Genomic DNA, 24,561 nt, shown 5'->3' on the forward strand with positions numbered 1-24,561 from the left:
GCGGGTAGCCAGAGACGTAGCTTCGTCAAAGAGAGAAACCATGAGCCAAGGTATTGAATTCAATCGGTTGATGCTGGATATGCGCTCCATGCAAATGGATGCCATGTCTGCGCCGAAATCGACTGCCGCAGTCCCTGAATTGGGTGGCAGCAGCTTTTCCGACATGCTCGGTCAGGCCGTCAATAAAGTGAACGACACCCAGCAGGCGTCAAATCAGTTGGCCAGTGCTTTCGAAATCGGTAAAAGCGGCGTCGACCTGACGGACGTGATGATTTCCTCGCAGAAGGCCAGCGTGTCTTTTCAAGCGTTGACCCAAGTGCGTAACAAGCTGGTTCAGGCATACCAAGACATCATGCAGATGCCGGTTTAAGGACGAGATTGAGTCATGGCAGAAGCAATCGCCGATAATGTTCCGGTCAAGGCCACTCCAATAGACGGCAAACCGCCGCTGTTCGGGTTGTCCTTCCTGGAAAACCTCTCCGAGATGACCATGTTGCGTCAGGTGGGCCTGTTGGTCGGCCTGGCTGCGAGCGTGGCGATTGGTTTTGCCGTTGTGTTGTGGTCCCAGCAGCCGGACTACCGGCCTCTGTACGGCAGCCTTGCCGGTATGGACGCCAAGCAGGTCATGGAAACCCTGGCCGCAGCCGATATTCCCTATACCGTTGAACCGAACTCCGGTGCCTTGCTGGTCAAGGCCGATGACCTGTCTCGTGCGCGGCTCAAGCTCGCGGGCGCTGGTGTCACTCCCAGCGACGGCAACATCGGTTTTGAGATCCTCGACAAGGAACAAGGGCTGGGCACCAGTCAGTTCATGGAAGCGACCCGTTATCGTCGCGGCCTCGAAGGCGAACTGGCACGGACCATTTCCAGCCTGAACAACGTCAAGGGTGCCCGCGTGCACCTGGCGATTCCGAAAAGTTCGGTGTTCGTGCGTGACGAGCGTAAGCCCAGCGCTTCGGTTCTGGTTGAACTCTATTCCGGTCGCTCGCTGGAGCCGGGCCAGGTCGTCGCTATCATCAATCTGGTTGCTACCAGCGTTCCTGAACTGAGCAAGTCGCAGATCACTGTGGTCGATCAGAAGGGCAACCTGCTGTCGGATCAGGCGGAAAACTCCGAACTGACCATGGCCGGCAAGCAATTCGATTACAGCCGTCGCATGGAAAGCATGCTGACCCAGCGTGTACACAACATCCTGCAACCGGTGTTGGGTAATGATCGCTATAAAGCCGAAGTTTCGGCCGATGTGGATTTCAGCGCCGTCGAGTCGACTTCCGAGCAATTCAACCCGGATCAGCCGGCGTTGCGCAGTGAGCAATCGGTCAACGAACAGCGCACCGCCAGCAATGGCCCGCAAGGTGTACCGGGTGCCCTGAGCAACCAGCCGCCATCGCCGGCCTCGGCGCCGCAAACCACCGGTGGCGCCACCGCGTCGGCTGGCATGGTGCAACCAGGCCAGCCATTGCTCGATGCCAACGGTCAGCAAATCATGGACCCGGCCACCGGCCAGCCGATGCTGGCGCCGTACCCGGCGGACAAGCGTCAACAATCCACCAAGAACTTCGAACTCGACCGTTCCATCAGTCACACCAAACAACAGCAGGGCCGTTTGAATCGCCTGTCGGTGTCGGTGGTGGTGGATGATCAGGTCAAGGTCAACGCGGCCAACGGCGAAACGACCCGCGCGCCGTGGAGCGCCGATGAATTGGCGCGCTTCACTCGCCTGGTGCAGGACGCCGTCGGTTTCGACGCCAGCCGTGGCGACAGTGTCAGCGTGATCAACATGCCGTTCTCCGCCGAGCGTGGCGAAGTGATCGCCGAGATTCCGTTCTACTCCCAGCCGTGGTTCTGGGACATCGTCAAGCAAGTGCTGGGTGTGTTGTTCATCCTGGTGCTGGTATTCGGTGTGCTGCGTCCGGTGCTCAACAACATCACCGGCGGCGGCAAAGACAAGCAACTGGCCGGCATTGGCAGCGACATGGAACTGGGTGGCATGGGCGGCCTGGACGGCGAACTGTCCAACGACCGTGTCAGCCTTGGTGGCCCGACCAGCATCCTGCTGCCGAGCCCGAGCGAAGGCTATGACGCACAGTTGAACGCAATCAAGAGTCTGGTGGCAGAAGATCCGGGTCGCGTGGCCCAGGTCGTGAAAGAGTGGATTAACGCAGATGAGTGATAACCGAGCCGTTGCCGCCAAACTGACCAAGGTCGACAAAGCCGCGATTCTGCTGCTGTCCCTCGGTTCCACCGATGCTGCGCAAGTGCTGCGCCACATGGGGCCCAAAGAGGTCCAGCGTGTGGGCGTGGCCATGGCCCAGATGGGCAACGTGCACCGTGAGCAGGTCGAACAGGTGATGAGCGAGTTCGTCGACATCGTCGGCGACCAGACCAGCCTGGGCGTCGGCTCCGATGACTACGTGCGCAAAATGCTCACTCAGGCATTGGGCGAAGACAAGGCCAACGGCCTGATCGACCGGATCCTGCTGGGCGGCAACACCAGTGGCCTCGACAGTTTGAAATGGATGGAGCCGCGCGCCGTCGCCGACGTGATCCGTTACGAACACCCGCAGATCCAGGCAATCGTGGTCGCCTACCTCGACCCGGATCAGGCCGGTGAAGTGCTGGGCAACTTCGACCACAAGGTCCGGTTGGACATCATCCTGCGGGTGTCTTCGTTGAACACCGTGCAACCGGCAGCCCTGAAAGAACTCAACCAGATTCTCGAGAAGCAGTTCTCCGGCAACTCGAATGCCTCGCGCACCACCCTGGGTGGCATCAAGCGTGCGGCCGACATCATGAACTTCCTCGACAGCTCGATCGAAGGTCAGCTTATGGATTCGATTCGCGAAGTCGACGAAGACCTGTCCGGTCAGATCGAAGACCTCATGTTCGTGTTCAACAACCTGTCCGATGTCGACGACCGTGGCATTCAGGCGCTGTTGCGCGAAGTGTCCTCGGACGTCCTGGTGTTGGCCCTCAAGGGCTCGGACGAAGGCGTCAAGGAGAAGATCTTCAAGAACATGTCCAAACGGGCGGCCGAACTGTTGCGCGACGACCTCGAGGCCAAAGGCCCGGTGCGCGTCAGCGACGTGGAAACCGCGCAGAAAGAAATCCTCACCATTGCCCGCCGTATGGCCGAAGCCGGAGAAATCGTTCTCGGCGGGAAGGGCGGCGAAGAGATGATCTAAGGTCACTATGTCGTCCAAACATGATGAGTCCAATACCGACCTGATCCGCGCCAAGGACGTCGGTGGTTTCGACATCTGGTCGTTGCCCAGCTTCGACCCATTTGTACCGGAGCCCGAGCCGGAACCGGAGCCTGAACCGCCGGAAATGGAAGAAGTGCCGCTGGAAGAAGTCCAGCCACTGACCCTCGAAGAGCTCGAGAGCATTCGCCAGGAGGCCTACAACGAAGGCTTCGCCGTTGGCGAAAAAGAAGGTTTCCACAGCACCACGCTCAAGGTCCGTCAGGAAGCCGAAGTGGCGCTGACGGCCAAGATCGCTGGCCTGGAACAGCTGATGGTCAATCTGTTCGAGCCGATTGCCGAGCAGGACACGCAGATCGAAAAGTCGCTGGTCGACCTCGTGCAGCACATCACCAAACAAGTGATTCAGCGCGAACTGGCCATCGACTCGACGCAGATCGAACACGTCATGCGCGAAGCGCTGAAGCTTTTGCCGCTGGGTGTGGGCAATGTGCGGCTATACATCAATCCACAGGATTTCGAACAGGTCAAAGCCCTGCGCGAGCGCCATGAAGAAACCTGGCGCATTGTCGAGGACGAATCCTTGTTGCCGGGCGGCTGCCGGGTCGAAACGGAGCACAGCCGCATCGACGCCACCATCGAAACCCGTGTTACCCAAGTCATGGCCAAGCTGTTCGATCAATTGCACGATCAGGCGCTGCACCCGGCCGCACCGGACTTGAGCCTGGAACTGCCAATCGACGAAAAACCCGCAGTTACACCGAACGAGCCGACACTGGACGATCCCGATGCGCCTTGATCGCACCAGCTTCGCCAAGCGCCTCGGTAGCTACGCCGAGGCCACGGAGCTTGCCAGTGCGCCGATCCTCGAAGGTCGCCTGCTGCGCATGGTCGGCCTGACCCTCGAAGCCGAAGGCTTGCGCGCCGCCATGGGCAGCCGCTGCATGGTCATCAACGATGACAGCTATCACCCGGTGCAGGTCGAAGCCGAGGTCATGGGCTTCTCTGGCAGCAAAGTCTTTCTGATGCCAGTTGGCAGCGTCGCCGGCATCGCCCCCGGTGCCCGTGTGGTTCCCCTGGCTGATACCGGTCGCTTGCCCATGGGCATGAGCATGCTCGGTCGGGTGCTCGATGGCGCCGGGCGTGCGCTGGATGGCAAGGGTGGCATGAAGGCTGAAGATTGGGTGCCGATGGACGGCCCGACCATCAACCCGCTCAAGCGCGAACCCATCAGCGAGCCGCTGGACGTGGGCATTCGCTGCATCAACGGTTTGTTGACGGTTGGTCGCGGTCAGCGGCTCGGGCTGTTCGCCGGTACTGGCGTGGGCAAGAGTGTGCTGCTGGGCATGATGACCCGCTTCACCGAGGCCGACATCATCGTCGTCGGGCTGATCGGTGAGCGAGGTCGAGAAGTTAAAGAATTCATTGAGCACATCCTCGGTGAAGAAGGGCTCAAGCGTTCGGTGGTGGTGGCGTCGCCAGCGGACGATGCGCCGCTGATGCGGCTGCGCGCGGCCATGTACTGCACGCGAATCGCCGAGTATTTTCGCGACAAGGGCAAGAACGTCCTGTTGCTCATGGATTCGCTGACCCGTTTCGCCCAGGCCCAGCGGGAAATCGCCCTGGCCATCGGAGAACCTCCAGCGACCAAAGGCTATCCGCCGTCAGTGTTCGCCAAGTTGCCGAAACTGGTGGAGCGTGCCGGTAACGCTGAAAAGGGCGGCGGTTCGATCACCGCGTTCTACACGGTATTGTCCGAAGGCGATGATCAGCAAGACCCGATCGCCGACTCGGCGCGGGGTGTGCTCGACGGACACATCGTGCTGTCCCGGCGTCTGGCCGAGGAAGGGCATTACCCGGCCATCGATATCGAAGCCTCCATCAGCCGGGTCATGCCGTCGGTGGTCGGCATCAAGCACATGAACCACGCGCAGACGTTCAAGCAATACTGGTCGCGCTATCAGCAGAGCCGCGACTTGATCAGTGTCGGCGCCTATGTGTCCGGCGGTGATCGGGAAACCGATACCGCGATCAATCTGCAACCGGCCATGACCATGTACCTGCGCCAGGGCTTGAACGACAACATCAGCATGGGCGCCAGCGAGAACCATCTCGCTTCGATCTTTGCGCCAGCGCCGGGCGGTTAACCCGTCATGGCCTCGAGCCGCGCAGCACGTCTGGCGCCTGTGGTGGAAATGGCTGAAAAGGCCGAAAAGACCGCTGTCCTGCGCCTGGGACATTTTCAGGGCCAGGTTCGCCTGGCGGAAAGCAAACTCGCCGACCTGGAAAACTTCCGCCTCGAATACCAGGAACAATGGATCGTACGCGGCAGTAGCGGCGTGTCGGGCCAGTGGTTGCTGGGTTATCAGGGCTTTCTCGCGCAATTGGGCACGGCCATCGACCAGCAGCGTCAGAGTCTGAACTGGCACCAAAATAACCTGAACAAATCCCGGGAAGCCTGGCAGCAGGCGTTTGCCCGGGTCGAAGGCTTGCGCAAACTGGTTCAGCGCTACATGGATGAGGCACGGCAACTGGAAGACAAGCGCGAGCAAAAGCTGCTGGATGAACTGTCCCAGCGGTTACCGCGTCACGATCCGTATTGAGCGTTGGTTTCAAAAGATCGCAGCCTTCGGCAGCTCCTACATTGACCGCATGTAAACCCCATCCTGTAGGAGCTGCCGAAGGCTGCGATCTTTTGATTCTGATTTCCTGCCTTGCTCCAGCTTCCATCAGGTGCTAAACCTTGTACACGTACGTTCGTTCGCCAATGACAAGGAAGCCGTGAAATGTCAGTCGTTACAAAAGTATCCCCGGATGGGCAAAAGCTGACGATTTCGATCAAGGGTCGATTCGATTTCGGTCGGCATCAGGAGTTTCGCGAGTCCTACGAGGGACTCAACAAGAAACCCGAATCCATAGTGGTGGACCTTAAGGAGGCCACTTATCTCGATAGTTCTGCTCTGGGCATGCTGCTCTTGCTGCGCGATCACGCCGGTGGCGACAACTCCGATATTCGCGTCGTCAACAGCAGTACCGATGTGAAGAAAATCCTCGCCATCTCCAATTTCGACAAGCTGTTCGACATCAGTTGACCGTCATGCAGCCGCTCGAACCGCTGACGATACTGATCGCCGAAGACAGCGCGGCCGATCGCATGCTGCTGTCGACTATCGTCCGGCGCCAGGGCCATGAAGTGCTGACGGCCGCCAACGGTGCCGAGGCGGTCGAAGCATTCCGCTCGCAGCGACCGCACCTGGTGCTGATGGACGCCATGATGCCGGTGATGGACGGTTTCGAGGCGGCGCAGCAGATCAAGGCACTGGCCGGCGAAACGCTGGTGCCGATCATCTTTTTGACGTCGCTGACCGAAAGCGAAGCCTTGGCTCGTTGTCTGGAGGCCGGGGGCGACGATTTTCTGGCAAAGCCTTACAACCAGGTGATCCTCGCGGCCAAGGTCAAGGCGATGGACCGCTTGCGACGTTTGCAAGCCACGGTGCTGGAGCAGCGCGACTTGATCGCCAGGCATCACGATTACCTGCTCAACGAACAGCGGGTAGCCAAAGCCGTGTTCGACAAGGTCGCCCACTCCGGTTGCCTGAATGCCCCGAACATCCGTTACCTGCAATCGCCCTATGCGCTGTTCAATGGCGATCTGTTGCTGGCCGCGTTCACTCCGGCTGGCGACATGCATGTGCTGCTCGGTGATTTTACCGGCCATGGTTTGCCGGCCGCTGTCGGTGCCATGCCGTTGGCCGAAGTCTTCTATGGCATGACGGCCAAGGGTTACGGTTTGTCCGAAACCCTGCGCGAGATGAACGCCAAGCTCAAACGTATTCTGCCAGTGGACATGTTCTGCTGTGCGGCGCTGCTGTGCCTGAGCTTTCAGCGAGGGTCGGTGGAAGTCTGGAACGGCGGAATGCCGGACGGTTACCTGCACAGTATCGCCAGTGGCGAGCGCACGGTGCTGACGGCACGGCACTTGCCGCTGGGCGTGCTGAGCTCGCAAACCTTCGATGATCGCACCGAGGTGTTCCCGATGGCCGTCGGCGATCGGGTGTTCCTGCTGTCCGATGGGGTGATCGATACCTGTGATGCCAATGAGCAGTTGTTTGGCGTAGAGCGGCTGGAGCAAGTGTTTGCAGCCAATCGCCAGCCCGATGCACTGTTCGAAGAGATCGAGCAGGCACTGCGGGATTTTCGTGGCGAGGCTCGTGATGACGTGAGCATGGTCGAGGTCCGTCTGCTGGAGGCCGCGCAACTGAGCCCGCCAACGCCAGTGTATTCCGACAGCGGCCAGTCGTGCCCGCTGGACTGGTCGGTGAGTTTCGAGTTCCGCGCCGCCACCCTCAAGCGCTTCAATCCGCTGCCGTACTTGTTGCAGTTGCTGCTTGAGGTGCATGGTCTGCGGGCTCAGAGTGGCGCACTCTACAGTGTGCTGGCAGAGCTTTATTCCAATGCTCTGGAGCATGGCGTGTTGGGCCTGGATTCGAGTTTGAAACGCGATGCGGCAGGTTTTGCGCGTTATTATCAGCAGCGCAATGCACGCCTGGACGAGTTGCGCGATGGCTATGTGCGGGTGCATTTGCAGGTGACGCCAAAAGGCGAGGGCGGTTGCCTGGTGGTCCGGGTCGAAGACAGTGGCAAAGGCTTCGATGTGGCGCGGGTCATGGCGCGTCCCGTCGATGACGTCCGTCTGTCAGGACGTGGGGTCAATTTGATCCGCCAGTTGAGCGATCATGCGACCTGGTCCGATAATGGTCGAAGTGCTCGCGTGGAGTTTTTCTGGGAGGCTCTGGCATAATGCCAGGCGTTCTTGATCAAGGAGTGAACAAGTGAATGACACACATCTGGACCGCGACGTGCTGAGCGCGTTGCAGGAAGTGATGGAGGACGGGTATCCAGAATTGCTCGATACCTTTCTCGCCGATTCCGAAGAGCGTTTACGCGTCCTGCGAAAGGCCGAGGATGCCGCGCAGCTTATGAATGCTGCCCATAGTTTCAAAGGTAGCAGCAGCAACATGGGCGCCAGTTATCTGGCCAAGCTGTGCGGTGAGCTGGAGCAGCGTGCCAAAGAAAAGAGTCTCGTCGGCATTGAACGGCTCATTGATGACATTGACGGCGAATTCGCTATTGTCCGACCGCTCTACGAAGCGGAGCGCCAGCGTTCCCAGGCTGAACCAGCATCCGTCCGGCGCTTTTAGCGGCCAGCGAACAAAGCTGGCTCGACCCTTGCTAATAACTTACTCAACTGTACCTACGATCCCAGTGCAGCGGAGACCGTTTTATGCCCGTTACCCCAAACATCCTTCTTCAGGCCGCCACGACGGCCAAGGCTCAAGCCGCGTCCGCCAATGCACCGGCGCTGACGGCCGAGCCCGGGGACAAGGCCTCCAGCTTCGCTCAGGTCTATGCCAATCAGGCGCAGAATAAACCCTCCGCCATGGCGGACGGCTCGGCTAAACCCGCACGCGACAAAGTCTCGGACAGCGTCGGCAAAAAGGACGTGAGCAACGACAAGTCTGCCGCCCCGGAACCGACGGTTGCCGATAGCGGCAAATCCTTGCCCGCCGATAAACCGGCGCAGGCTGACGGCAAGACGGCCTGCGATGACGCGTCGGATACGGCCGAGGCGTCGACACCGGTGGCTGATACCGCGCCTGTCGATCCGGCCCTCGATCCTGCGTTGGTGGTGCAGCCGGTGTTACCAGCTCCTGTGCCGGAAACGCCAACAGTTGTGGCCACTGCGCAATCACAAGTTGAGGCACCTGTCGCCGTCGTCGTTACCCCGGCTGCGGCACAGACTGTTGCGACCATCGATCCGGATTTCGATCCCGAAGCCGATCCTCTCGATGCGCTGCCAGCCGTGCGCATGGCCATGGAGCAGGGCGGGCACGTTTCGCCCGCCAGTCAGGCCCAGCCCAAGGCGGCACCGATCTCGGCTCAAGTCGACGGCGAGCCAACTTCGGCACAGAACTTTGCCACGGGCATGGCGGGCATGCTCGATGTGCAAGCCGATCAGGACAGCACCAGCCAGGGCGGCGAGAAGGCTTTCAGTGGCCTGATCGATGACGGCCTCAAGGATCTCAAGTCCGCCAGCAGCGATACCCGTGTCGATGATTTCGCCAATCGTCTGGCGGCGTTGACCCAGGCGGCAACGCCGAAGACTGCCAATGCATTACCGGTAAACCAGCCAATCGCCATGCATCAGAGCGGTTGGACCGAGGAGGTGGTCAACCGGGTCATGTACCTGTCCAGCGCCAATCTCAAGGCGGCCGACATTCAGTTGCAACCGGCCGAGCTGGGGCGCCTGGATATTCGGGTGAACATGGTTCCGGATCAGCAGACCCAGGTGACCTTCATGAGTGCCCATCCAAGCGTTCGTGAAGCGCTCGACGGGCAAATGCATCGCCTGCGTGACATGTTCGCGCAACAGGGCATGGGCCAGGTCGACGTCAACGTTTCCGATCAGTCCCGTGGCTGGCAGGGGCAGGGTCAGGAGCAGGCTCAACAGGGGCAGGGTGGGCGTGCCAACGCCAATGGCGGTCGCCTCGACTCTGCCGATGAAGAGCTTCCCGCGACTGTCGCCGAAGTAGCCGCCAACACCACCAGCGTGATTGGCACCAGCGCCGTCGATTATTACGCCTGATCAAACGCAGAAAACCTTGTGGGAGCGGGCTTGCTCGCGAATGCGATTTAACATTCAACAGTTATGTTGGCTGTCACACCGCATTCGCGAGCAAGCCCGCTCCCACATTTGATTGGTGCTCGCCGATCATTCGCCGTCTCCCTACCTCCCGACACTTCTGGCATAACACTTGCTCTTGCCTTGCCGTGCGACTGTGAAAACCCGAATAGTGACGGATTATTGGCATGGCTAAGAGCGACGCAGCACCAGTGAAAGACCCCGCAACCAAAGGCAAAATCAAGCTGATCATTGTGATCGTCGTGGCCCTGTTGCTGGCGATCGGCTTGTCCGTGGGGGCGACCTGGTTCTTCATGCACAGCGCCCAAAGCAAGCCTGCCCCCGCGGCTGAAACGGCGGTGATCGGCAAGCAGCCAGCGATCTTCGAGCCCATGGCGCCGGCTTTCGTGGCCAACTACAACCAGAACGGTCGCCAGCGCTACATGCAGGTGAGCATCACCCTGCAGGGCCGCAATCAGGCCGATCTGGAAGCGCTCAAAGTCCACATGCCGGTGATTCGCAATAACCTGGTGATGCTGTTTTCCGGTCAGGATTTCGCCACGCTGGCGACCCCGGTCGGCCAGGAAATGTTGCGTCAGAAGGCCACGGCCAGCGTCCAGGAAGTGGCGCAGAAAGAGCTTGGCAAAGTGGTGATCGAACAGTTGCTTTTCACTAATTTCGTACTGCAGTAGGAACACGACATGGCCGTGCAGGACCTGCTGTCCCAGGATGAGATCGATGCGCTGTTGCATGGCGTCGACGATGGTCTGGTACAGACCGATAACGCTGCCGAACCCGGCAGTGTCAAAAGCTACGACCTGACCAGCCAGGATCGCATCGTCCGTGGACGCATGCCGACCCTGGAAATGATCAACGAGCGTTTCGCCCGCTACACCCGCATCAGCATGTTCAACATGCTGCGCCGCTCGGCGGACGTTGCCGTCGGTGGTGTGCAGGTGATGAAGTTCGGCGAATACGTGCACTCGCTGTACGTGCCGACCAGCCTCAACCTGGTCAAGATCAAACCGCTGCGCGGCACCGCACTGTTCATTCTCGACGCCAAACTGGTGTTCAAGCTGGTGGACAACTTCTTCGGCGGCGATGGCCGTCACGCGAAGATCGAAGGGCGTGAATTCACCCCCACTGAACTGCGTGTGGTGCGCATGGTGCTGGAACAGGCCTTCGTCGATTTGAAGGAAGCCTGGCAGGCGATCATGGAAGTGAACTTCGAGTACATCAACTCGGAAGTGAACCCGGCCATGGCCAACATCGTCGGCCCGAGCGAAGCGGTTGTGGTCTCGACGTTTCACATCGAACTCGATGGTGGTGGCGGCGACCTGCACGTGACCATGCCGTACTCGATGATCGAGCCGGTGCGCGAGATGCTCGACGCCGGCTTCCAGTCGGACCTCGACGATCAGGATGAGCGCTGGATCAATGCCTTGCGCCAGGACGTGCTGGACGTCGATGTACCGATCGGTGCCACCGTGGCCCGCCGTCAGCTGCGCCTTCGCGACATCCTGCACATGCAGCCCGGGGACATTATTCCGGTCGAGATGCCGGAAGAAATGATCATGCGCGCCAACGGCGTACCGGCCTTCAAGGTCAAGATGGGCTCGCACAAAGGCAACCTCGCGTTGCAGGTGATCGAGCCGATCGAGCGCCGCTGACCGGCGCTCCAACTCCCCCCTTTAATTGACTGCTCTTGAGTGAGCAGGTGCCCGCCGAGGACAAATGATGAACGACGATATGAATGCCCAGGACGACCAGGCACTGGCTGATGAGTGGGCTGCGGCCCTGGAAGAAACCGGTGACGCCGGGCAGGACGATATCGATGCCTTGCTGGCCGCCGACGCCGCCGGTTCGCCGTCCAACCGTCTGCCGATGGAAGAGTTCGGCAGCGTGCCGAGGAACAATGATCCGGTGACGCTGGACGGTCCGAACCTGGACGTGATCCTCGATATTCCGGTGTCGATTTCCATGGAAGTCGGCAGCACCGATATCAACATCCGCAACCTGCTGCAACTCAACCAGGGCTCGGTGATCGAGCTTGACCGTCTGGCCGGCGAGCCGCTGGACGTGCTGGTCAACGGCACGCTCATCGCCCACGGTGAAGTGGTGGTGGTCAACGAAAAGTTCGGCATCCGCCTGACCGACGTGATCAGCCCAAGCGAACGCATCAAGAAGCTGCGCTGAGTGAAAAAGGTTCTGGGTTCTTTGCCGGGATTAGCGCTGGCGTTGCCGTTCAGTGTTCTGGCTGCCGAACCGGTTGCGACTGCGACAGCGGCCGCTGCACCGGCTGTCAGCAGCGGTGTGGCCGGGCAATTGACGCAACTGGTGTTCGGCTTGCTGCTGGTGCTGGGGTTGATCTTCTTCCTCGCCTGGCTGCTGCGCCGGGTCCAGCAGGCCGGGCCGGCCGGCAAGGGGCAGGTGATCGAGCTGATCGGTTCGCGCGCACTGGGTCCCCGTGACCGTTTGATGCTGGTGCAGGTCGGCAACGAACAGATCCTGCTCGGCCTGAGCCCTGGCACCATCACCGCGCTGCATGTACTCAAGGAACCGGTGCAGGTGCCGGACAATGCCGAGAAAGCCACGCCGGAATTTGCCCAGCATCTGCTGAAGATGCTCGGCAAGGATCAGAAGGATAAGAAGTAATGGGTGCGTTACGCATCGTCTTGACGCTGGCCCTGATGCTGGCCGCGCCGCTGGCGTTCGCCGCCGATCCGTTGTCGATCCCGGCAATCACCTTGGGCACTAACGCCGAAGGCGCTCAGGAATATTCGGTCAGCCTGCAAATCCTGCTGATCATGACTGCGCTGAGTTTCATCCCGGCGTTCGTCATGCTGATGACCAGTTTCACCCGGATCATCATTGTGTTCTCGATCCTGCGTCAGGCCCTGGGCTTGCAGCAGACACCGTCGAACCAGATCCTCACCGGCATGGCGTTGTTCCTCACCATGTTCATCATGGCGCCGGTGTTCGATCGCGTGAATCAGGATGCCTTGCAGCCGTATCTGGCGGAGAAACTCACCGCTCAGGATGCCGTGGCCAAGGCCCAGGTGCCGATCAAGGACTTCATGCTGGCCCAGACTCGCAGCAGCGATCTGGAGCTGTTCATGCGCTTGTCCAAGCGCACTGACATTGCTTCGCCTGATCAGGCGCCACTGACGATTCTGGTGCCGGCGTTCGTGACCTCTGAGTTGAAAACCGCGTTCCAGATCGGCTTCATGATCTTCATCCCGTTCCTGATCATCGATCTTGTGGTGGCTAGCGTGTTGATGGCGATGGGTATGATGATGCTTTCGCCACTGATCATTTCCCTGCCGTTCAAAATCATGTTGTTTGTGCTGGTGGATGGCTGGGCGTTGATCATCGGGACCTTGGCCAGCAGCTTCGGCGGCGTTTCACCATGACGCCGGAAGTGGCCGTAGATATCTTTCGCGAAGCGCTGTGGCTGACCACCATGATGGTCGCGGTGCTGGTGATCCCTAGCTTGCTGGTGGGGCTGTTGGTGGCGATGTTCCAGGCTGCCACCCAGATCAACGAACAGACCCTGAGCTTCCTGCCGCGCCTGCTGGTGATGCTGGTGACGCTGATCGTTGCCGGCCCGTGGCTGGTGCAGACTTTCATGGAATACATCCTGCAGCTGTACGGCAGTATTCCTCAGGTCATCGGCTAAACCATGTCGCTGCTGCAGTTGACCGATACCCAGATCAGCACCTGGGTGGCAACGTTCATGTTGCCGTTGTTTCGCATCGGTTCGCTGCTGATGGTCATGCCGATTTTCGGCACGACGCTGGTGCCCATTCGCGTGCGCCTGTATTTCGCCCTGGCGATCACCTTGGTGATCGCGCCCGGCCTGCCGCCGATGCCGCCGGTCAATGCACTGGACCTGAGTGCTCTGTTGTTGATTGCCGAGCAGATCATCATTGGCGCAGTGTTGGGTTTCTCCTTGCAGCTGTTCTTCCAGGCTTTCGTGGTCGCCGGGCAAATTGTCGCGATCCAGATGGGCATGGGCTTCGCCTCGATGGTCGACCCTACGAACGGTGTGTCGGTGGCGGTGATCGGGCAGTTTTTCACCATGCTGGTGACCCTGCTGTTCCTGTCAATGAACGGTCATCTGGTGGTGTTCGAAGTGCTCACCGAAAGCTTCACCACGCTGCCGGTCGGCGGCGGCTTGATGGTCCATCATTTCTGGGAATTGGCCGGCAAACTCGGCTGGGTACTTGGTGCGGCGCTGTTGCTGGTGCTGCCGGCGATCACGGCGTTGCTGGTGGTCAACATTGCGTTTGGCGTGATGACCCGTGCGGCGCCGCAGTTGAACATCTTCTCGATCGGCTTCCCGCTGACCCTGGTGCTCGGGCTGTTCATTGTCTGGGTCGGCCTGGCGGACATTCTCAATCAGTATCAACCGCTGGCCGCCGAGGCTTTGCAGTTGTTACGTGAACTGGCACGGGCGCACTGAGTCATGGCTGAGAGCGAAAGCGGTCAGGACAAAACAGAAGACCCCACGGAGAAACGTAAAAAGGACTCCCGTGAGAAGGGCGAAATTGCGCGCTCCAAGGAGCTCAATACCTTGGCGGTCATGCTCGCCGGCGCCGGTGCGCTGCTGATTTTCGGTGGTGCATTGGCGCAGGACATGATGGAACTGATGCGGATGAACTTCACGCTGTCGCGGGAAGTGATTCTGGATCAGCGCAACATGGGCACCTTCTTGCTGCACTCGGGACAGATTGCCCTGTTGGCGATTCAGCCGGTGATGATCACTTTGCTGTTGGCTGCGTTGATCGGCCCGATCTCTCTCGGTGGCTGGCTGTTCGCGGCCGGCTCCATGGCGCCCAAGTTCAGTCGCATGAACCCCGGCGCGGGCCTGAAACGGATGTTCTCGGCCAAGTCTTTGGTTGAGCTGCTCAAGGCTCTGGCGAAGTTTTTCATCGTCTTGTTCGTGGCGTTGGCGGTCCTGTCGTCGGACATCGATGATCTGTTGCGCATCGCCCACGAGCCATTGGACATGGCGATCATTCACAGCTTGCAGGTGGTCGGCTGGAGTACCTTGTGGATGGCGTGCGGGCTGATCATCATCGCCGTGGTCGACGTGCCGGTGCAGCTCTGGGAAAGCCACAAGAAGCTGCAGATGACCAAGCAGGAAGTGCGCGACGAGCACAAGGATCAGGAAGGTAAACCAGAGGTCAAGCAGCGCATTCGCCAGTTGCAACGCGAGATGTCGCAGCGGCGGATGATGGCGGCCATTCCCGAGGCCGACGTGGTCATCACCAACCCGACTCACTACGCCGTGGCGCTCAAGTACGACCCGGACAAAGGCAATGCGCCGGTGCTGTTGGCCAAGGGTAGCGATTTCCTTGCCTTGAAAATCCGCGAAATCGCCGTGGCCAATAATGTGCTGCTGCTCGAATCGCCGGCGCTGGCGCGTTCGATCTACTACTCCACCGAGTTGGAGCAGGAAATTCCCGGCGGGCTGTATCTGGCGGTCGCCCAGGTATTGGCCTACGTCTACCAGATTCGCCAGTACCGCGCCGGCAAGGGCAAGCGTCCGGATCCGCTCCAGGATGATTTGCCGATTCCACCGGATTTGCGGCGGGATTCTTAAACGCGGAAAGATCGCAGCCTCGTTGCACTCGACAGCTCCTACGCAGCTCCTGCTTGCGCCCTGTAGGAGCTGTCGAGTGCAACGAGGCTGCGATCTTTTGATCTTCCGCACTTGAAAGCACCTCTATTCCAAACCCCGGCAAAAGTTGGAAGGCTTCTTGCAATAGCCGCCCTGCGCCTGCTTCAGGCGTCAAAGATTTGCTTCAAAGGAACGGGGAAAACCGGTGGATCGCTCTCAGTTAATCAACACTGCACGCACAAACGTTGCCGACCTCAGTCGGGGCAATCTGGGCGTGCCGCTGTTGCTGCTGGTCATGCTGGCCATGATGATGTTGCCGGTGCCGCCGTTCCTGCTGGACGTGTTTTTCACGTTCAACATTGCCTTGTCCATCGTCGTATTGCTGGTCTGCGTGTACGCCTTGCGACCGCTGGATTTTGCCGTGTTCCCGACCATTCTGCTGGTGGCGACGTTGTTGCGACTGGCGCTGAACGTGGCCTCGACACGGGTGGTGATGCTCCACGGTCAGGATGGTCATGCCGCCGCCGGTAAGGTGATCCAGGCCTTCGGTGAAGTAGTGATCGGCGGTAACTACGTGGTTGGTATCGTGGTCTTCGCGATTTTGATGATCATCAACTTCGTCGTAGTGACCAAGGGTGCCGGGCGGATTTCCGAGGTGAGCGCGCGTTTTACCCTCGATGCGATGCCCGGCAAACAGATGGCCATCGATGCCGACTTGAACGCCGGCCTGATCGATCAGAACCAGGCGAAACTGCGCCGGATGGAAGTGGCTCAGGAGGCCGAGTTCTACGGTTCGATGGACGGTGCCAGCAAGTTCGTGCGCGGTGACGCTATCGCCGGGCTGCTGATTCTGTTCATCAACCTGATCGGCGGCATGGCAGTCGGTATCTTCCAGCACGGCATGACCTTTGGCGATGCCGGTCGGGTGTACGCCTTGTTGACCATCGGTGACGGTTTGGTGGCGCAATTGCCATCACTGCTGTTGTCGACTGCCGCCGCGATCATGGTGACCCGGGCTTCCGGCTCGGAAGACATGGGCAAGCAGATCAATCGTCAGATGTTCGCCTCGCCGAAAGCCTTGGCAGTAGCCGCTGGCTTGATGGCGGTGATGGGCCTGGTGCCAGGCATGCCGCATTTTTCCTTTCTGAGCATGGCAGCCCTGGCGGCCGGCGGCGCTTACCTGTTCTGGAAGAAGCAGAACACGGTCAAGGTTCAGGCCCTGCAAGAGGTCAAGCGTCAGCAGGAGCTGCTGCCATCGCCGGCCCGCGCCCAGGAAACCAAGGAGCTTGGCTGGGATGACGTGACCCCGATCGACATGATTGGCCTCGAAGTCGGCTACCGCCTGATCCCGCTGGTGGATCGCAACCAGGGTGGTCAGTTGCTGGCACGGATCAAGGGTGTGCGTAAAAAGCTCTCCCAGGACCTGGGTTTCCTGATGCCGACGGTGCATATCCGTGACAACCTCGACCTGGCGCCAAGCGCCTACCGCCTGACCCTGATGGGCGTGATCCTGGCCGAGGCCGAGATTTACCCGGACCGCGAACTGGCGATCAACCCGGGGCAGGTCTACGGCACGCTCAACGGCATTACCGCCAAAGATCCGGCTTTTGGTCTGGAGGCGGTCTGGATCGAAATCAGCCAGCGTGCCCAGGCGCAATCCCTCGGCTACACCGTGGTCGACGCCAGTACAGTCGTGGCAACCCACTTGAACCAGATTTTGTACAAGCACTCCAGCGAGCTGATCGGCCACGAAGAAGTCCAGCAACTCATGCAATTGCTGGCCAAAAGCTCACCGAAGCTGGCTGAAGAGCTGGTGCCGGGGGTGGTTTCGCTGTCGCAGCTGCTCAAGGTCTTGCAAGCATTGCTGGCCGAACAGGTGCCGGTACGGGACATTCGCAGCATCGCCGAAGCCATCGCGAACAACGCCGCCAAGAGTCAAGATACTGCCGCTTTGGTGGCTGCGGTGCGCGTCGGCGTATCCCGTGCAATCGTGCAAAGCATTGTAGGCACTGAGTCGCAGCTGCCTGTGATCACCTTGGAGCCAAGGTTGGAACAAATATTGCTCAATAGTCTTCAGAAGGCAGGACAAGGCTCGGAAGAGGGCGTTCTGCTGGAGCCAAGCATGGCAGAGAAACTGCAACGTTCGTTGATCGAAGCGGCGCAGCGTCAGGAAATGCAAGGTCAACCGGTGATTCTGCTGGTGGCCGGTCCGGTTCGCGCGATGCTCTCGCGATTCGGCCGACTGGCAGTCCCGGGTTTGCATGTGTTGGCTTATCAGGAAATCCCTGACAACAAGCAAGTGACCATTGTTGCGACAGTAGGGCCCAACGGCTGAGGTAGTGGTTTATGCAAGTTAAGCGTTTTTTCGCCGCCGATATGCGTCAGGCCATGAAACTGGTTCGTGATGAGCTGGGCGCTGATGCCGCCATCATTGGCAATCGCCGGATTGCCGGCGGTGTCGAGCTGACGGCCGCCCTGGATTACAAATTGTCGGCGCTGGCCCCGCGTGTTCCGAACATGGAACTCGAGGACGAGCTGCGCAAGACCCAGTCGCGGATCGTTACCGCCCAGGCCGAACTGAGCCTGCGTGGCGATGGCGAGAGCGACAACAGCACCAATCGCCAATTGTTTGCCGGCCTGCCGCTGACCGCCGCCGAGCCGCTGATCGAACCGACTTACGCTGAACCTCGTCGTGCTGCACCAGCCCCCGCGGCAGCCTCCGGTGGAGTTGACCCGCGAGCCTTCGATTCGATGCGTTTCGAACTCAACAGCCTGCGTGAACTGATGGAAGTTCAACTCGGCTCGCTGGCCTGGAATCAGCTGCAAGGCAGCCGTCCGGCCCAGGCCAACCTCTGGCGTCGCCTGCAGCGCATCGGCCTGTCCGGCCCGTTGTCGCGCGATCTGCTGGCACTGATTACCGATATTGAAGAACCCCGTCAGGCCTGGCGCATGTTGCTTGCGCACCTGGCGCGGATGATCGCCACTCCGGAAGTCGAGCCGTTGGAAGAGGGTGGTGTGATTGCCATGGTTGGTCCGGCAGGCATGGGCAAGACCACCACGCTGGCCAAGCTCGCAGCCCGTTATGTGCTCAAGTACGGCGCGCAAAACATTGCGCTGGTGAGCATGGACAGCTATCGCATCGGCGCTCAGGAACAGCTCAAAACCCTGGGCCGCATCCTCAACGTGTCGGTCACCCACGTCGACCCGGGTCAATCGCTGGTGCAGGCGCTGGAGCCTTTGCTGCGCAAACGCGTGGTGCTGATCGATACCGCTGGCCTTCAGGCCAGCGACCCGGCATTGCGCATGCAGCTCGAAAGCCTGGCTGGACGTGGCATCAAATCAAAAAATTATCTGGTCTTGGCAACCACTAGCCAGAAACAGGTTCTAACTGCCGCTTATCACAGTTACAAACGTTGCGGCCTCGCCGGCTGCATCCTGACTAAACTGGATGAAACGGCAAGTCTGGGCGAGGTGTTGAGCCTGGCTATCAGCCATGAGTTGCCGGTGGCTTACCTGACCGATGGTCCGCGGATTCCGGATGATTTGCATCTGCCGCGTCGTCATCAGTTGGTCAGCCGCGCCGTCAGCGTACAAATGCAGGAAGAACCCAGCGAAGAAGCCATGGCTGACATGTTCGCTGATATTTACCACAGCCCGACCAAGCAGGTTGGCTGAGGTACTAATGAACAGTTTTTGTACCTACATCGATGGTCTGCCATGCATTGTTCCGTTGATGAACGCGCAGCCAGTAATGTGGCCTCCGTCTAAGTAAGACAAGGTAAAGAAATAACATGGGCAGCATGCATCCCGTACAGGTGATCGCGGTGACCGGCGGCAAAGGTGGCGTCGGGAAGACTAACGTGTCAGTGAACTTGTCCCTGGCTCTAGCTGAGCTCGGCCGGCGCGTCATGCTGCTGGATGCCGATCTGGGACTGGCGAACGTCGACGTCCTGCTGGGACTGACACCCAAACGCACCTTGGCCGACGTGATCGAAGGCCGCTGTGAGCTGCGCGACGTACTGTTGCAAGGGCCCGGCGGCATCCGCATCGTCCCGGCGGCGTCCGGCACCCAGAGCATGGTTCATTTGAGCCCGGCCCAGCATGCCGGCCTGATCCAGGCCTTCAGCGACATCGGCGACAACCTCGACGTATTGGTGATCGACACCGCTGCGGGGATTGGTGACTCGGTAGTCAGTTTCGTTCGTGCAGCCCAGGAAGTGCTGCTGGTGGTGTGCGATGAGCCGACCTCAATTACCGACGCCTACGCGCTGATCAAATTGTTGAATCGCGACTACGGCATGAACCGCTTCCGCGTCCTGGCCAACATGGCGCAGAGTCCACAGGAAGGCCGCAATCTGTTCGCCAAGTTGACCAAGGTCACGGATCGTTTCCTCGACGTCGCCTTACAATACGTCGGTGCCGTGCCTTACGACGAAAGCGTGCGCAAGGCCGTGCAGAAGCAGCGTGCTGTCTACGAAGCCTTCCCGCGTTCCAAGTGCGCCCTGGCGTTCAAGGCCATTGCGCAGAAGGTCGATACCTGGCCACTGCCGGCCAACCCGCGCGGGCACCTGGAGTTTTTCGTCGAGCGCCTCGTGCAACAGACCGCAGGACCCGTCCTATGACAGCCAGTGGTTACAACCTCTACAAGAAGTCGGCACGTGACGCGCAGTACGAGCTGATCGAGCGTTACGCGCCACTGGTCAAACGCATTGCCTATCACTTGCTGGCGCGTTTGCCAGCCAGTGTCCAGGTCGAAGACCTGATCCAGGCCGGGATGATCGGCCTGCTTGAAGTATCAACCAAATACGACGCCAGCAAAGGCGCGAGCTTCGAGACGTACGCGGGCATTCGAATCCGCGGCGCGATGCTCGATGAAGTGCGCAAGGGGGACTGGGCGCCACGTTCGGTTCACCGCAATACCCGCATGGTCAGCGACGCAATTCGCTCGATTGAAGCTAAAACCGGCCGTGACGCTAAAGATCACGAAGTTGCGGCCGAACTCCAATTGAGTCTCGACGATTATTACGGGATTTTGAACGACACCCTCGGTAGCCGGTTATTCAGTTTCGACGATCTGTTGCAGGACGGCGAACACGAAGGGCTGCACGAGGATGGCGCCAGTGCTCATCTCGAGCCGTCGCGCGATCTGGAAGATGAACGCTTCCAGGCGGCGCTGGCGGACGCGATTGCCAATTTGCCGGAGCGTGAGCGACTGGTGTTGGCGCTGTACTACGACGAAGAGTTGAATCTCAAGGAAATCGGTGAGGTCCTGGGGGTCAGCGAATCGCGGGTCAGCCAGTTACACAGCCAGTGCGCGGCCCGTTTGCGGGGGCGTTTGGGGGAGTGGCGAGCGCGCTGACAGGCAGTGTGGGGACACTGCGAACGAGGTGGGTACGGCATTTTGCTGCATCGACCACGGCCCGTTGTAATCCATACAACTGTTGAGTGTTACGCCGAATTGATTGAACGGCGCGTTCAGGTGCTGCGCGCGTTTTAAGACTGCTTGGAGGTCGAATTGGACAAGAATATGAAAATCCTCATCGTTGATGACTTCTCAACGATGCGGCGGATCATAAAAAACCTGTTGCGTGACCTTGGGTTCACCAACACGGTCGAGGCGGATGACGGTATTACCGCGATTCCGGTCCTCAACAGCGGGAGCATCGACTTTCTGGTGACGGACTGGAACATGCCCGGCATGACCGGTATTGATCTGCTGCGCCACGTGCGTGCCGATGAAAAACTCAAACACCTGCCGGTGTTGATGGTCACGGCCGAAGCCAAGCGCGAGCAAATCATCGAAGCCGCTCAGGCGGGCGTGAACGGCTATGTGGTCAAGCCATTCACGGCTCAAGCGTTGAAAGACAAGATTGAAAAGATCTTCGAACGCATCGGTTGATGTGCAAAGCCAGTCCGTCACGGGGGAGCTATGGAGCATAACGAATCTTCACAGGGCGATTTTGAGTCGACCCTGAAAAAACACGCGGTCGAACTGGTCGAAAGCCTTGAAAAAGGCAGGTTCGGCGACGCTGTGCAACTGATCCATGAGCTCAACCAGACCCGTGACCGCGGCCTGTATCAGGAAGTGGGCAAGCTCACCCGCGAGCTGCATAGCGCGATCGTCAATTTCCAGATTGACCCGCACATGCCGCAAGCCGAGGAAGTGTCTCAGATCACGGATGCCACCGAGCGCCTGGGTTATGTGGTCAAGCTGACCGAGGCCGCGGCCAACCGCACCATGGACCTGGTGGAAAACGCCACGCCGCTGATCAACAGCCTGAGCGACGAAGCTCAGGCGCTGAGCACGGATTGGGGACGGTTCATGCGTCGCGAAGTCGGGGCCGAAGAGTTCCGCGAGCTGGCCCGGCGGGTCGACGGTTTCCTGACCCGCAGCAGTGAAGACAACCGCGTCGTGTCGAGCAACCTCAACGACATTCTGCTGGCCCAGGATTACCAGGACCTCACCGGTCAGGTGATCAAGCGCGTGACCCAGTTGGTCACCGAAGTTGAAAGCAACCTGCTCAAGCTCGTGCTCATGGCCAGTCAGGTCGACCGCTTTGCGGGCATCGAACATGACCGTGAAGCGATGCTGGCTGAAAAAGATCCGCAAAAACATCTCTCTCAGGGTGAAGGTCCGCAGATTCATGCCGATAAAAGAGAAGACGTTGTGTCCGGTCAGGACGATGTGGACGATTTGTTATCCAGCCTAGGATTTTAGAGTTTTAGCATTTTAGGTTTTTTAGGTTTTTAGACCTTTAGGAGCACCCCCCTTAATGAGCTTCGGCGCCGATGAAGAGATCCTTCAGGATTTCCTGGTTGAGGCCGGCGAGATTCTAGAGCAACTGTCCGAACAGCTGGTCGAGCTTGAAAGCCGACCGGATGATGCGGATTTGCTCAATGCAATTTTTCGCGGTTTTCACACTGTAAAAGGGGGCGCCGGCTTCCTCCAGCTCAACGAGTTGGTGGAGTGCTGTCACATCGCCGAGAACGTGTTCGACATCCTGCGCAAGGGTGAACGACGCGTCGACTCGGAACTGATGGACGTGGTTCTCGAAGCACTGGACGCGGTGAACGGCATGTTCAGCGAAGTCCGCGAACGTAGCCCAATTACGGCTGCCACGCCTGAGTTGCTTGCAGCGTTGGCCCGTCTGGCCGAGCCGCAAACCGCCGATGAGTCGGCACCAGTCGCCGAGGTGGTGGAAGAGCCTGCCGCTGAAGAATCGGGCGACATCACGGATAACGAATTCGAACAACTGCTGGACTCGCTGAATGCCGTCAAGGCTCAAGCCGAGGCTCCAGCGGCTGCGCCAGTGCCGACCAGCGATGCCTCGGCCAGCGACGAAATCACCGATGCCGAGTTCGAGTCGTTGCTCGATCAATTGCACGGCAAAGGCCAGTTCGCCGTCGATGCAGTAGTCGCGGCGCCCGCCGCACCGGCGGCCCCGAAAGCGGCAGGCGACAGCTCCGATATTACCGACGACGAGTTCGAAGCACTGCTCGACCAGTTGCACGGCAAGGGTAACTTTGCGGTCGATGCATTGGAGTCGGCGATTGCTTCGGCTCCGGCCCCGGCTGCGCCAACCGCTAAAGCGGCCGGCGACGATCTGATCTCCGATCACGAGTTCGAATCGCTGCTCGACGAATTGCATGGCAAGGGCAAGTTCACCGAGGTGGGCACTGGCGCAGTGGTTTCTGCTCCTGTCGCCAAGGCGCCAGCACCGGTTGCGAAACCTGTGGCCAGAGCGCCCGAGCCCAAAGCCGAAGCGCCGAAACCGGCCGCCGCTGCTGCACCGGCACCTGCTCGTGCCCCGGCCGCACCGCCACCGGAAAAACCGGCCAGCGAAGCCGAGACCACCGTGCGGGTCGATACCGCGCGTCTCGACGAGATCATGAACATGGTCGGCGAGCTGGTACTGGTGCGTAACCGCCTGGTCCGCCTGGGCCTCAACAGCGGCGACGAAGCCATGTCCAAGGCCGTGTCGAACCTCGACGTGGTCACGGCCGACCTGCAAACCGCGGTCATGAAGACCCGGATGCAGCCGATCAAGAAAGTCTTCGGGCGCTTCCCGCGTCTGGTTCGCGACCTGGCTCGCCAGCTCAAGAAAGAGATCAACCTGGAGCTGGTCGGCGAAGAAACCGACCTCGACAAGAACCTCGTCGAGGCCCTGGCCGACCCGCTGGTCCACTTGGTGCGCAACTCGGTCGACCACGGTATTGAAGAGCCGGCTGAGCGCGAAGCGATGGGCAAGCCTCGCAGCGGCAAGGTGATTCTGTCCGCGGAACAGGAAGGCGACCATATCCTGCTGTCCATCTCCGATGATGGTAAAGGCATGGACGCGGATGTTCTGCGCGGTATCGCCGTGAAGAAAGGTCTGATGGACAAGGATGCGGCGGACCGTCTCAGCGAGACCGATTGCTTCAACCTGATCTTCGCTCCGGGGTTCTCGACCAAGACCGAGATTTCCGACGTCTCCGGGCGCGGCGTGGGCATGGACGTGGTGAAAACCAAGATCGCCCAGCTCAATGGCACCATCAATATCTACTCGACCAAGGGCAAGGGCTCGAAGATCGTCATCAAGGTCCCGTTGACCCTGGCGATCATGCCGACGCTGATGGTCATGCTCGGCAACCAGGCGTTCGCGTTCCCGCTGGTGAACGTCAACGAGATCTTCCACCTCGACCTGTCGCGCACCAACGTGGTGGACGGCCAGGAAGTGGTGATCGTGCGGGACAAGGCGCTGCCGCTGTTTTACCTCAAGCGCTGGCTGGTCAGCTCCGCCGCTCACGAAGAGCAGCGCGAAGGCCATGTGGTGATCCTTTCGGTGGGCACTCAGCGGATCGGCTTCGTCGTCGATCAACTGGTGGGCCAGGAAGAAGTGGTCATCAAGCCATTGGGCAAAATGCTCCAGGGAACCCCGGGCATGTCCGGCGCCACCATTACGGGTGACGGCCGCATTGCACTGATTCTCGATGTTCCGAGCATGCTCAAGCGTTACGCCGCACGGCGTATTTGATTCTGGGGGAGCGGGGCGACTGAGCCTCGCCCCGTC

The 24,561-nt window shown here is 59.8% G+C and carries 25 protein-coding genes; all 25 read left to right on the forward strand.

What is annotated here, in order from left to right:
- Window positions 1-40: 40 nt before the first annotated feature.
- The 25 genes from fliE to PMI36_RS12845 all read left to right on the forward strand — a co-directional run bounded on the left by fliE (window position 41) and on the right by PMI36_RS12845 (window position 24,525).
- Entirely contained in the window at window positions 41-370 is a 330-nt protein-coding gene (fliE, locus tag PMI36_RS12965; RefSeq protein WP_008072611.1) for a flagellar hook-basal body complex protein FliE, read from the forward strand.
- Window positions 371-385: 15 nt separating this feature from the next.
- Window positions 386-2,173, forward strand: a complete 1,788-nt coding sequence (gene fliF / locus PMI36_RS12960) for a flagellar basal-body MS-ring/collar protein FliF (protein ID WP_008072613.1) — start codon at window positions 386-388, stop codon at window positions 2,171-2,173.
- The gene (gene fliG / locus PMI36_RS12955; RefSeq protein WP_007894195.1) at window positions 2,166-3,185 is read left to right on the forward strand and encodes a flagellar motor switch protein FliG; all 1,020 of its coding nucleotides are present in this window, start codon (window positions 2,166-2,168) and stop codon (window positions 3,183-3,185) included. Before fliF ends, fliG begins: the two co-directional genes overlap by 8 nt.
- Window positions 3,186-3,192: 7 nt before the next feature.
- On the forward strand, window positions 3,193-4,002 hold the full coding sequence (fliH, locus tag PMI36_RS12950; protein WP_008072615.1) for a flagellar assembly protein FliH: 810 nt from the start codon (window positions 3,193-3,195) through the stop codon (window positions 4,000-4,002).
- Window positions 3,992-5,350: a flagellar protein export ATPase FliI gene (gene fliI / locus PMI36_RS12945; RefSeq protein WP_008072617.1), complete on the forward strand. Its 1,359-nt coding sequence runs from the start codon at window positions 3,992-3,994 to the stop codon at window positions 5,348-5,350. The genes fliH and fliI overlap by 11 nt, the downstream gene beginning before the upstream one ends.
- Window positions 5,351-5,356: 6 nt before the next feature.
- Window positions 5,357-5,806, forward strand: coding sequence for a flagellar export protein FliJ (gene fliJ / locus PMI36_RS12940; protein ID WP_007894198.1), 450 nt, complete (start codon window positions 5,357-5,359; stop codon window positions 5,804-5,806).
- Between the two features lie 183 nt (window positions 5,807-5,989).
- Entirely contained in the window at window positions 5,990-6,295 is a 306-nt protein-coding gene (locus PMI36_RS12935; RefSeq protein ID WP_008072618.1) for an STAS domain-containing protein, read from the forward strand.
- Between the two features lie 5 nt (window positions 6,296-6,300).
- Window positions 6,301-8,004, forward strand: a complete 1,704-nt coding sequence (locus tag PMI36_RS12930; RefSeq protein ID WP_008072621.1) for an ATP-binding SpoIIE family protein phosphatase — start codon at window positions 6,301-6,303, stop codon at window positions 8,002-8,004.
- Window positions 8,005-8,035: 31 nt separating this feature from the next.
- Window positions 8,036-8,404 (forward strand): Hpt domain-containing protein, encoded by a 369-nt coding sequence (locus tag PMI36_RS12925; protein WP_008072624.1) that lies wholly within the window; start codon window positions 8,036-8,038, stop codon window positions 8,402-8,404.
- An 83-nt stretch (window positions 8,405-8,487) separates the two neighbouring features.
- Window positions 8,488-9,849, forward strand: coding sequence for a flagellar hook-length control protein FliK (locus PMI36_RS12920; RefSeq protein WP_008072626.1), 1,362 nt, complete (start codon window positions 8,488-8,490; stop codon window positions 9,847-9,849).
- A 224-nt stretch (window positions 9,850-10,073) separates the two neighbouring features.
- Window positions 10,074-10,577 (forward strand): flagellar basal body-associated protein FliL, encoded by a 504-nt coding sequence (gene fliL / locus PMI36_RS12915; protein WP_008072628.1) that lies wholly within the window; start codon window positions 10,074-10,076, stop codon window positions 10,575-10,577.
- 9 nt (window positions 10,578-10,586) lie between these two features.
- The gene (gene fliM, locus PMI36_RS12910; protein ID WP_008072629.1) at window positions 10,587-11,555 is read left to right on the forward strand and encodes a flagellar motor switch protein FliM; all 969 of its coding nucleotides are present in this window, start codon (window positions 10,587-10,589) and stop codon (window positions 11,553-11,555) included.
- A gap of 67 nt (window positions 11,556-11,622) precedes the next feature.
- Window positions 11,623-12,081 (forward strand): flagellar motor switch protein FliN, encoded by a 459-nt coding sequence (gene fliN, locus PMI36_RS12905; protein WP_008072631.1) that lies wholly within the window; start codon window positions 11,623-11,625, stop codon window positions 12,079-12,081.
- The gene (gene fliO / locus PMI36_RS12900; protein WP_008072632.1) at window positions 12,082-12,540 is read left to right on the forward strand and encodes a flagellar biosynthetic protein FliO; all 459 of its coding nucleotides are present in this window, start codon (window positions 12,082-12,084) and stop codon (window positions 12,538-12,540) included. It begins immediately after the preceding gene.
- Window positions 12,540-13,298: a flagellar type III secretion system pore protein FliP gene (fliP, locus tag PMI36_RS12895; protein ID WP_008072635.1), complete on the forward strand. Its 759-nt coding sequence runs from the start codon at window positions 12,540-12,542 to the stop codon at window positions 13,296-13,298. The genes fliO and fliP overlap by 1 nt, the downstream gene beginning before the upstream one ends.
- Complete coding sequence (gene fliQ, locus PMI36_RS12890; RefSeq protein ID WP_007948918.1) at window positions 13,295-13,564, forward strand: flagellar biosynthesis protein FliQ; 270 nt, start codon at window positions 13,295-13,297, stop codon at window positions 13,562-13,564. Before fliP ends, fliQ begins: the two co-directional genes overlap by 4 nt.
- 3 nt (window positions 13,565-13,567) lie before the next feature.
- Window positions 13,568-14,350 carry a flagellar biosynthetic protein FliR gene (gene fliR, locus PMI36_RS12885; protein WP_008072637.1) on the forward strand — a complete coding sequence of 261 codons (783 nt, stop codon included), beginning with the start codon at window positions 13,568-13,570 and terminating at the stop codon, window positions 14,348-14,350.
- 3 nt (window positions 14,351-14,353) lie between these two features.
- Complete coding sequence (gene flhB, locus PMI36_RS12880) at window positions 14,354-15,493, forward strand: flagellar biosynthesis protein FlhB (RefSeq protein ID WP_008072638.1); 1,140 nt, start codon at window positions 14,354-14,356, stop codon at window positions 15,491-15,493.
- Between the two features lie 223 nt (window positions 15,494-15,716).
- Complete coding sequence (flhA, locus tag PMI36_RS12875) at window positions 15,717-17,846, forward strand: flagellar biosynthesis protein FlhA (protein WP_008072641.1); 2,130 nt, start codon at window positions 15,717-15,719, stop codon at window positions 17,844-17,846.
- A gap of 11 nt (window positions 17,847-17,857) precedes the next feature.
- Entirely contained in the window at window positions 17,858-19,186 is a 1,329-nt protein-coding gene (flhF, locus tag PMI36_RS12870; RefSeq protein WP_008072642.1) for a flagellar biosynthesis protein FlhF, read from the forward strand.
- A 116-nt stretch (window positions 19,187-19,302) separates the two neighbouring features.
- Complete coding sequence (fleN, locus tag PMI36_RS12865; RefSeq protein ID WP_003222917.1) at window positions 19,303-20,133, forward strand: flagellar synthesis regulator FleN; 831 nt, start codon at window positions 19,303-19,305, stop codon at window positions 20,131-20,133.
- Window positions 20,130-20,870, forward strand: a complete 741-nt coding sequence (gene fliA / locus PMI36_RS12860) for an RNA polymerase sigma factor FliA (RefSeq protein WP_007894214.1) — start codon at window positions 20,130-20,132, stop codon at window positions 20,868-20,870. Before fleN ends, fliA begins: the two co-directional genes overlap by 4 nt.
- Before the next feature lie 168 nt (window positions 20,871-21,038).
- Window positions 21,039-21,410 (forward strand): chemotaxis response regulator CheY, encoded by a 372-nt coding sequence (locus PMI36_RS12855; protein WP_008072643.1) that lies wholly within the window; start codon window positions 21,039-21,041, stop codon window positions 21,408-21,410.
- Window positions 21,411-21,440: 30 nt separating this feature from the next.
- Window positions 21,441-22,229, forward strand: coding sequence for a protein phosphatase CheZ (locus PMI36_RS12850; RefSeq protein WP_008072644.1), 789 nt, complete (start codon window positions 21,441-21,443; stop codon window positions 22,227-22,229).
- Between the two features lie 55 nt (window positions 22,230-22,284).
- Window positions 22,285-24,525, forward strand: coding sequence for a chemotaxis protein CheA (locus PMI36_RS12845; RefSeq protein WP_008072645.1), 2,241 nt, complete (start codon window positions 22,285-22,287; stop codon window positions 24,523-24,525).
- The last annotated feature ends 36 nt before the right edge of the window (window positions 24,526-24,561 follow it).

This window comes from Pseudomonas sp. GM79, assembly GCF_000282495.1.
Lineage (GTDB): Bacteria > Pseudomonadota > Gammaproteobacteria > Pseudomonadales > Pseudomonadaceae > Aquipseudomonas.

What these genes read in the sequence shown, in the direction of transcription:
- fliE (WP_008072611.1), top strand. Translation starts at nt 41, where the DNA reads ATGAGCCAAGGTATTGAATTCAATCGGTTGATGCTGGATATGCGCTCC.
- fliF (WP_008072613.1), top strand. Translation starts at nt 386, where the DNA reads ATGGCAGAAGCAATCGCCGATAATGTTCCGGTCAAGGCCACTCCAATA.
- fliG (WP_007894195.1), top strand. Translation starts at nt 2,166, where the DNA reads ATGAGTGATAACCGAGCCGTTGCCGCCAAACTGACCAAGGTCGACAAA.
- fliH (WP_008072615.1), top strand. Translation starts at nt 3,193, where the DNA reads ATGTCGTCCAAACATGATGAGTCCAATACCGACCTGATCCGCGCCAAG.
- fliI (WP_008072617.1), top strand. Translation starts at nt 3,992, where the DNA reads ATGCGCCTTGATCGCACCAGCTTCGCCAAGCGCCTCGGTAGCTACGCC.
- fliJ (WP_007894198.1), top strand. Translation starts at nt 5,357, where the DNA reads ATGGCCTCGAGCCGCGCAGCACGTCTGGCGCCTGTGGTGGAAATGGCT.
- PMI36_RS12935 (WP_008072618.1), top strand. Translation starts at nt 5,990, where the DNA reads ATGTCAGTCGTTACAAAAGTATCCCCGGATGGGCAAAAGCTGACGATT.
- PMI36_RS12930 (WP_008072621.1), top strand. Translation starts at nt 6,301, where the DNA reads ATGCAGCCGCTCGAACCGCTGACGATACTGATCGCCGAAGACAGCGCG.
- PMI36_RS12920 (WP_008072626.1), top strand. Translation starts at nt 8,488, where the DNA reads ATGCCCGTTACCCCAAACATCCTTCTTCAGGCCGCCACGACGGCCAAG.
- fliL (WP_008072628.1), top strand. Translation starts at nt 10,074, where the DNA reads ATGGCTAAGAGCGACGCAGCACCAGTGAAAGACCCCGCAACCAAAGGC.
- fliM (WP_008072629.1), top strand. Translation starts at nt 10,587, where the DNA reads ATGGCCGTGCAGGACCTGCTGTCCCAGGATGAGATCGATGCGCTGTTG.
- fliN (WP_008072631.1), top strand. Translation starts at nt 11,623, where the DNA reads ATGAACGACGATATGAATGCCCAGGACGACCAGGCACTGGCTGATGAG.
- fliP (WP_008072635.1), top strand. Translation starts at nt 12,540, where the DNA reads ATGGGTGCGTTACGCATCGTCTTGACGCTGGCCCTGATGCTGGCCGCG.
- fliQ (WP_007948918.1), top strand. Translation starts at nt 13,295, where the DNA reads ATGACGCCGGAAGTGGCCGTAGATATCTTTCGCGAAGCGCTGTGGCTG.
- fliR (WP_008072637.1), top strand. Translation starts at nt 13,568, where the DNA reads ATGTCGCTGCTGCAGTTGACCGATACCCAGATCAGCACCTGGGTGGCA.
- flhB (WP_008072638.1), top strand. Translation starts at nt 14,354, where the DNA reads ATGGCTGAGAGCGAAAGCGGTCAGGACAAAACAGAAGACCCCACGGAG.
- flhF (WP_008072642.1), top strand. Translation starts at nt 17,858, where the DNA reads ATGCAAGTTAAGCGTTTTTTCGCCGCCGATATGCGTCAGGCCATGAAA.
- fleN (WP_003222917.1), top strand. Translation starts at nt 19,303, where the DNA reads ATGGGCAGCATGCATCCCGTACAGGTGATCGCGGTGACCGGCGGCAAA.
- fliA (WP_007894214.1), top strand. Translation starts at nt 20,130, where the DNA reads ATGACAGCCAGTGGTTACAACCTCTACAAGAAGTCGGCACGTGACGCG.
- PMI36_RS12855 (WP_008072643.1), top strand. Translation starts at nt 21,039, where the DNA reads ATGAAAATCCTCATCGTTGATGACTTCTCAACGATGCGGCGGATCATA.
- PMI36_RS12850 (WP_008072644.1), top strand. Translation starts at nt 21,441, where the DNA reads ATGGAGCATAACGAATCTTCACAGGGCGATTTTGAGTCGACCCTGAAA.
- PMI36_RS12845 (WP_008072645.1), top strand. Translation starts at nt 22,285, where the DNA reads ATGAGCTTCGGCGCCGATGAAGAGATCCTTCAGGATTTCCTGGTTGAG.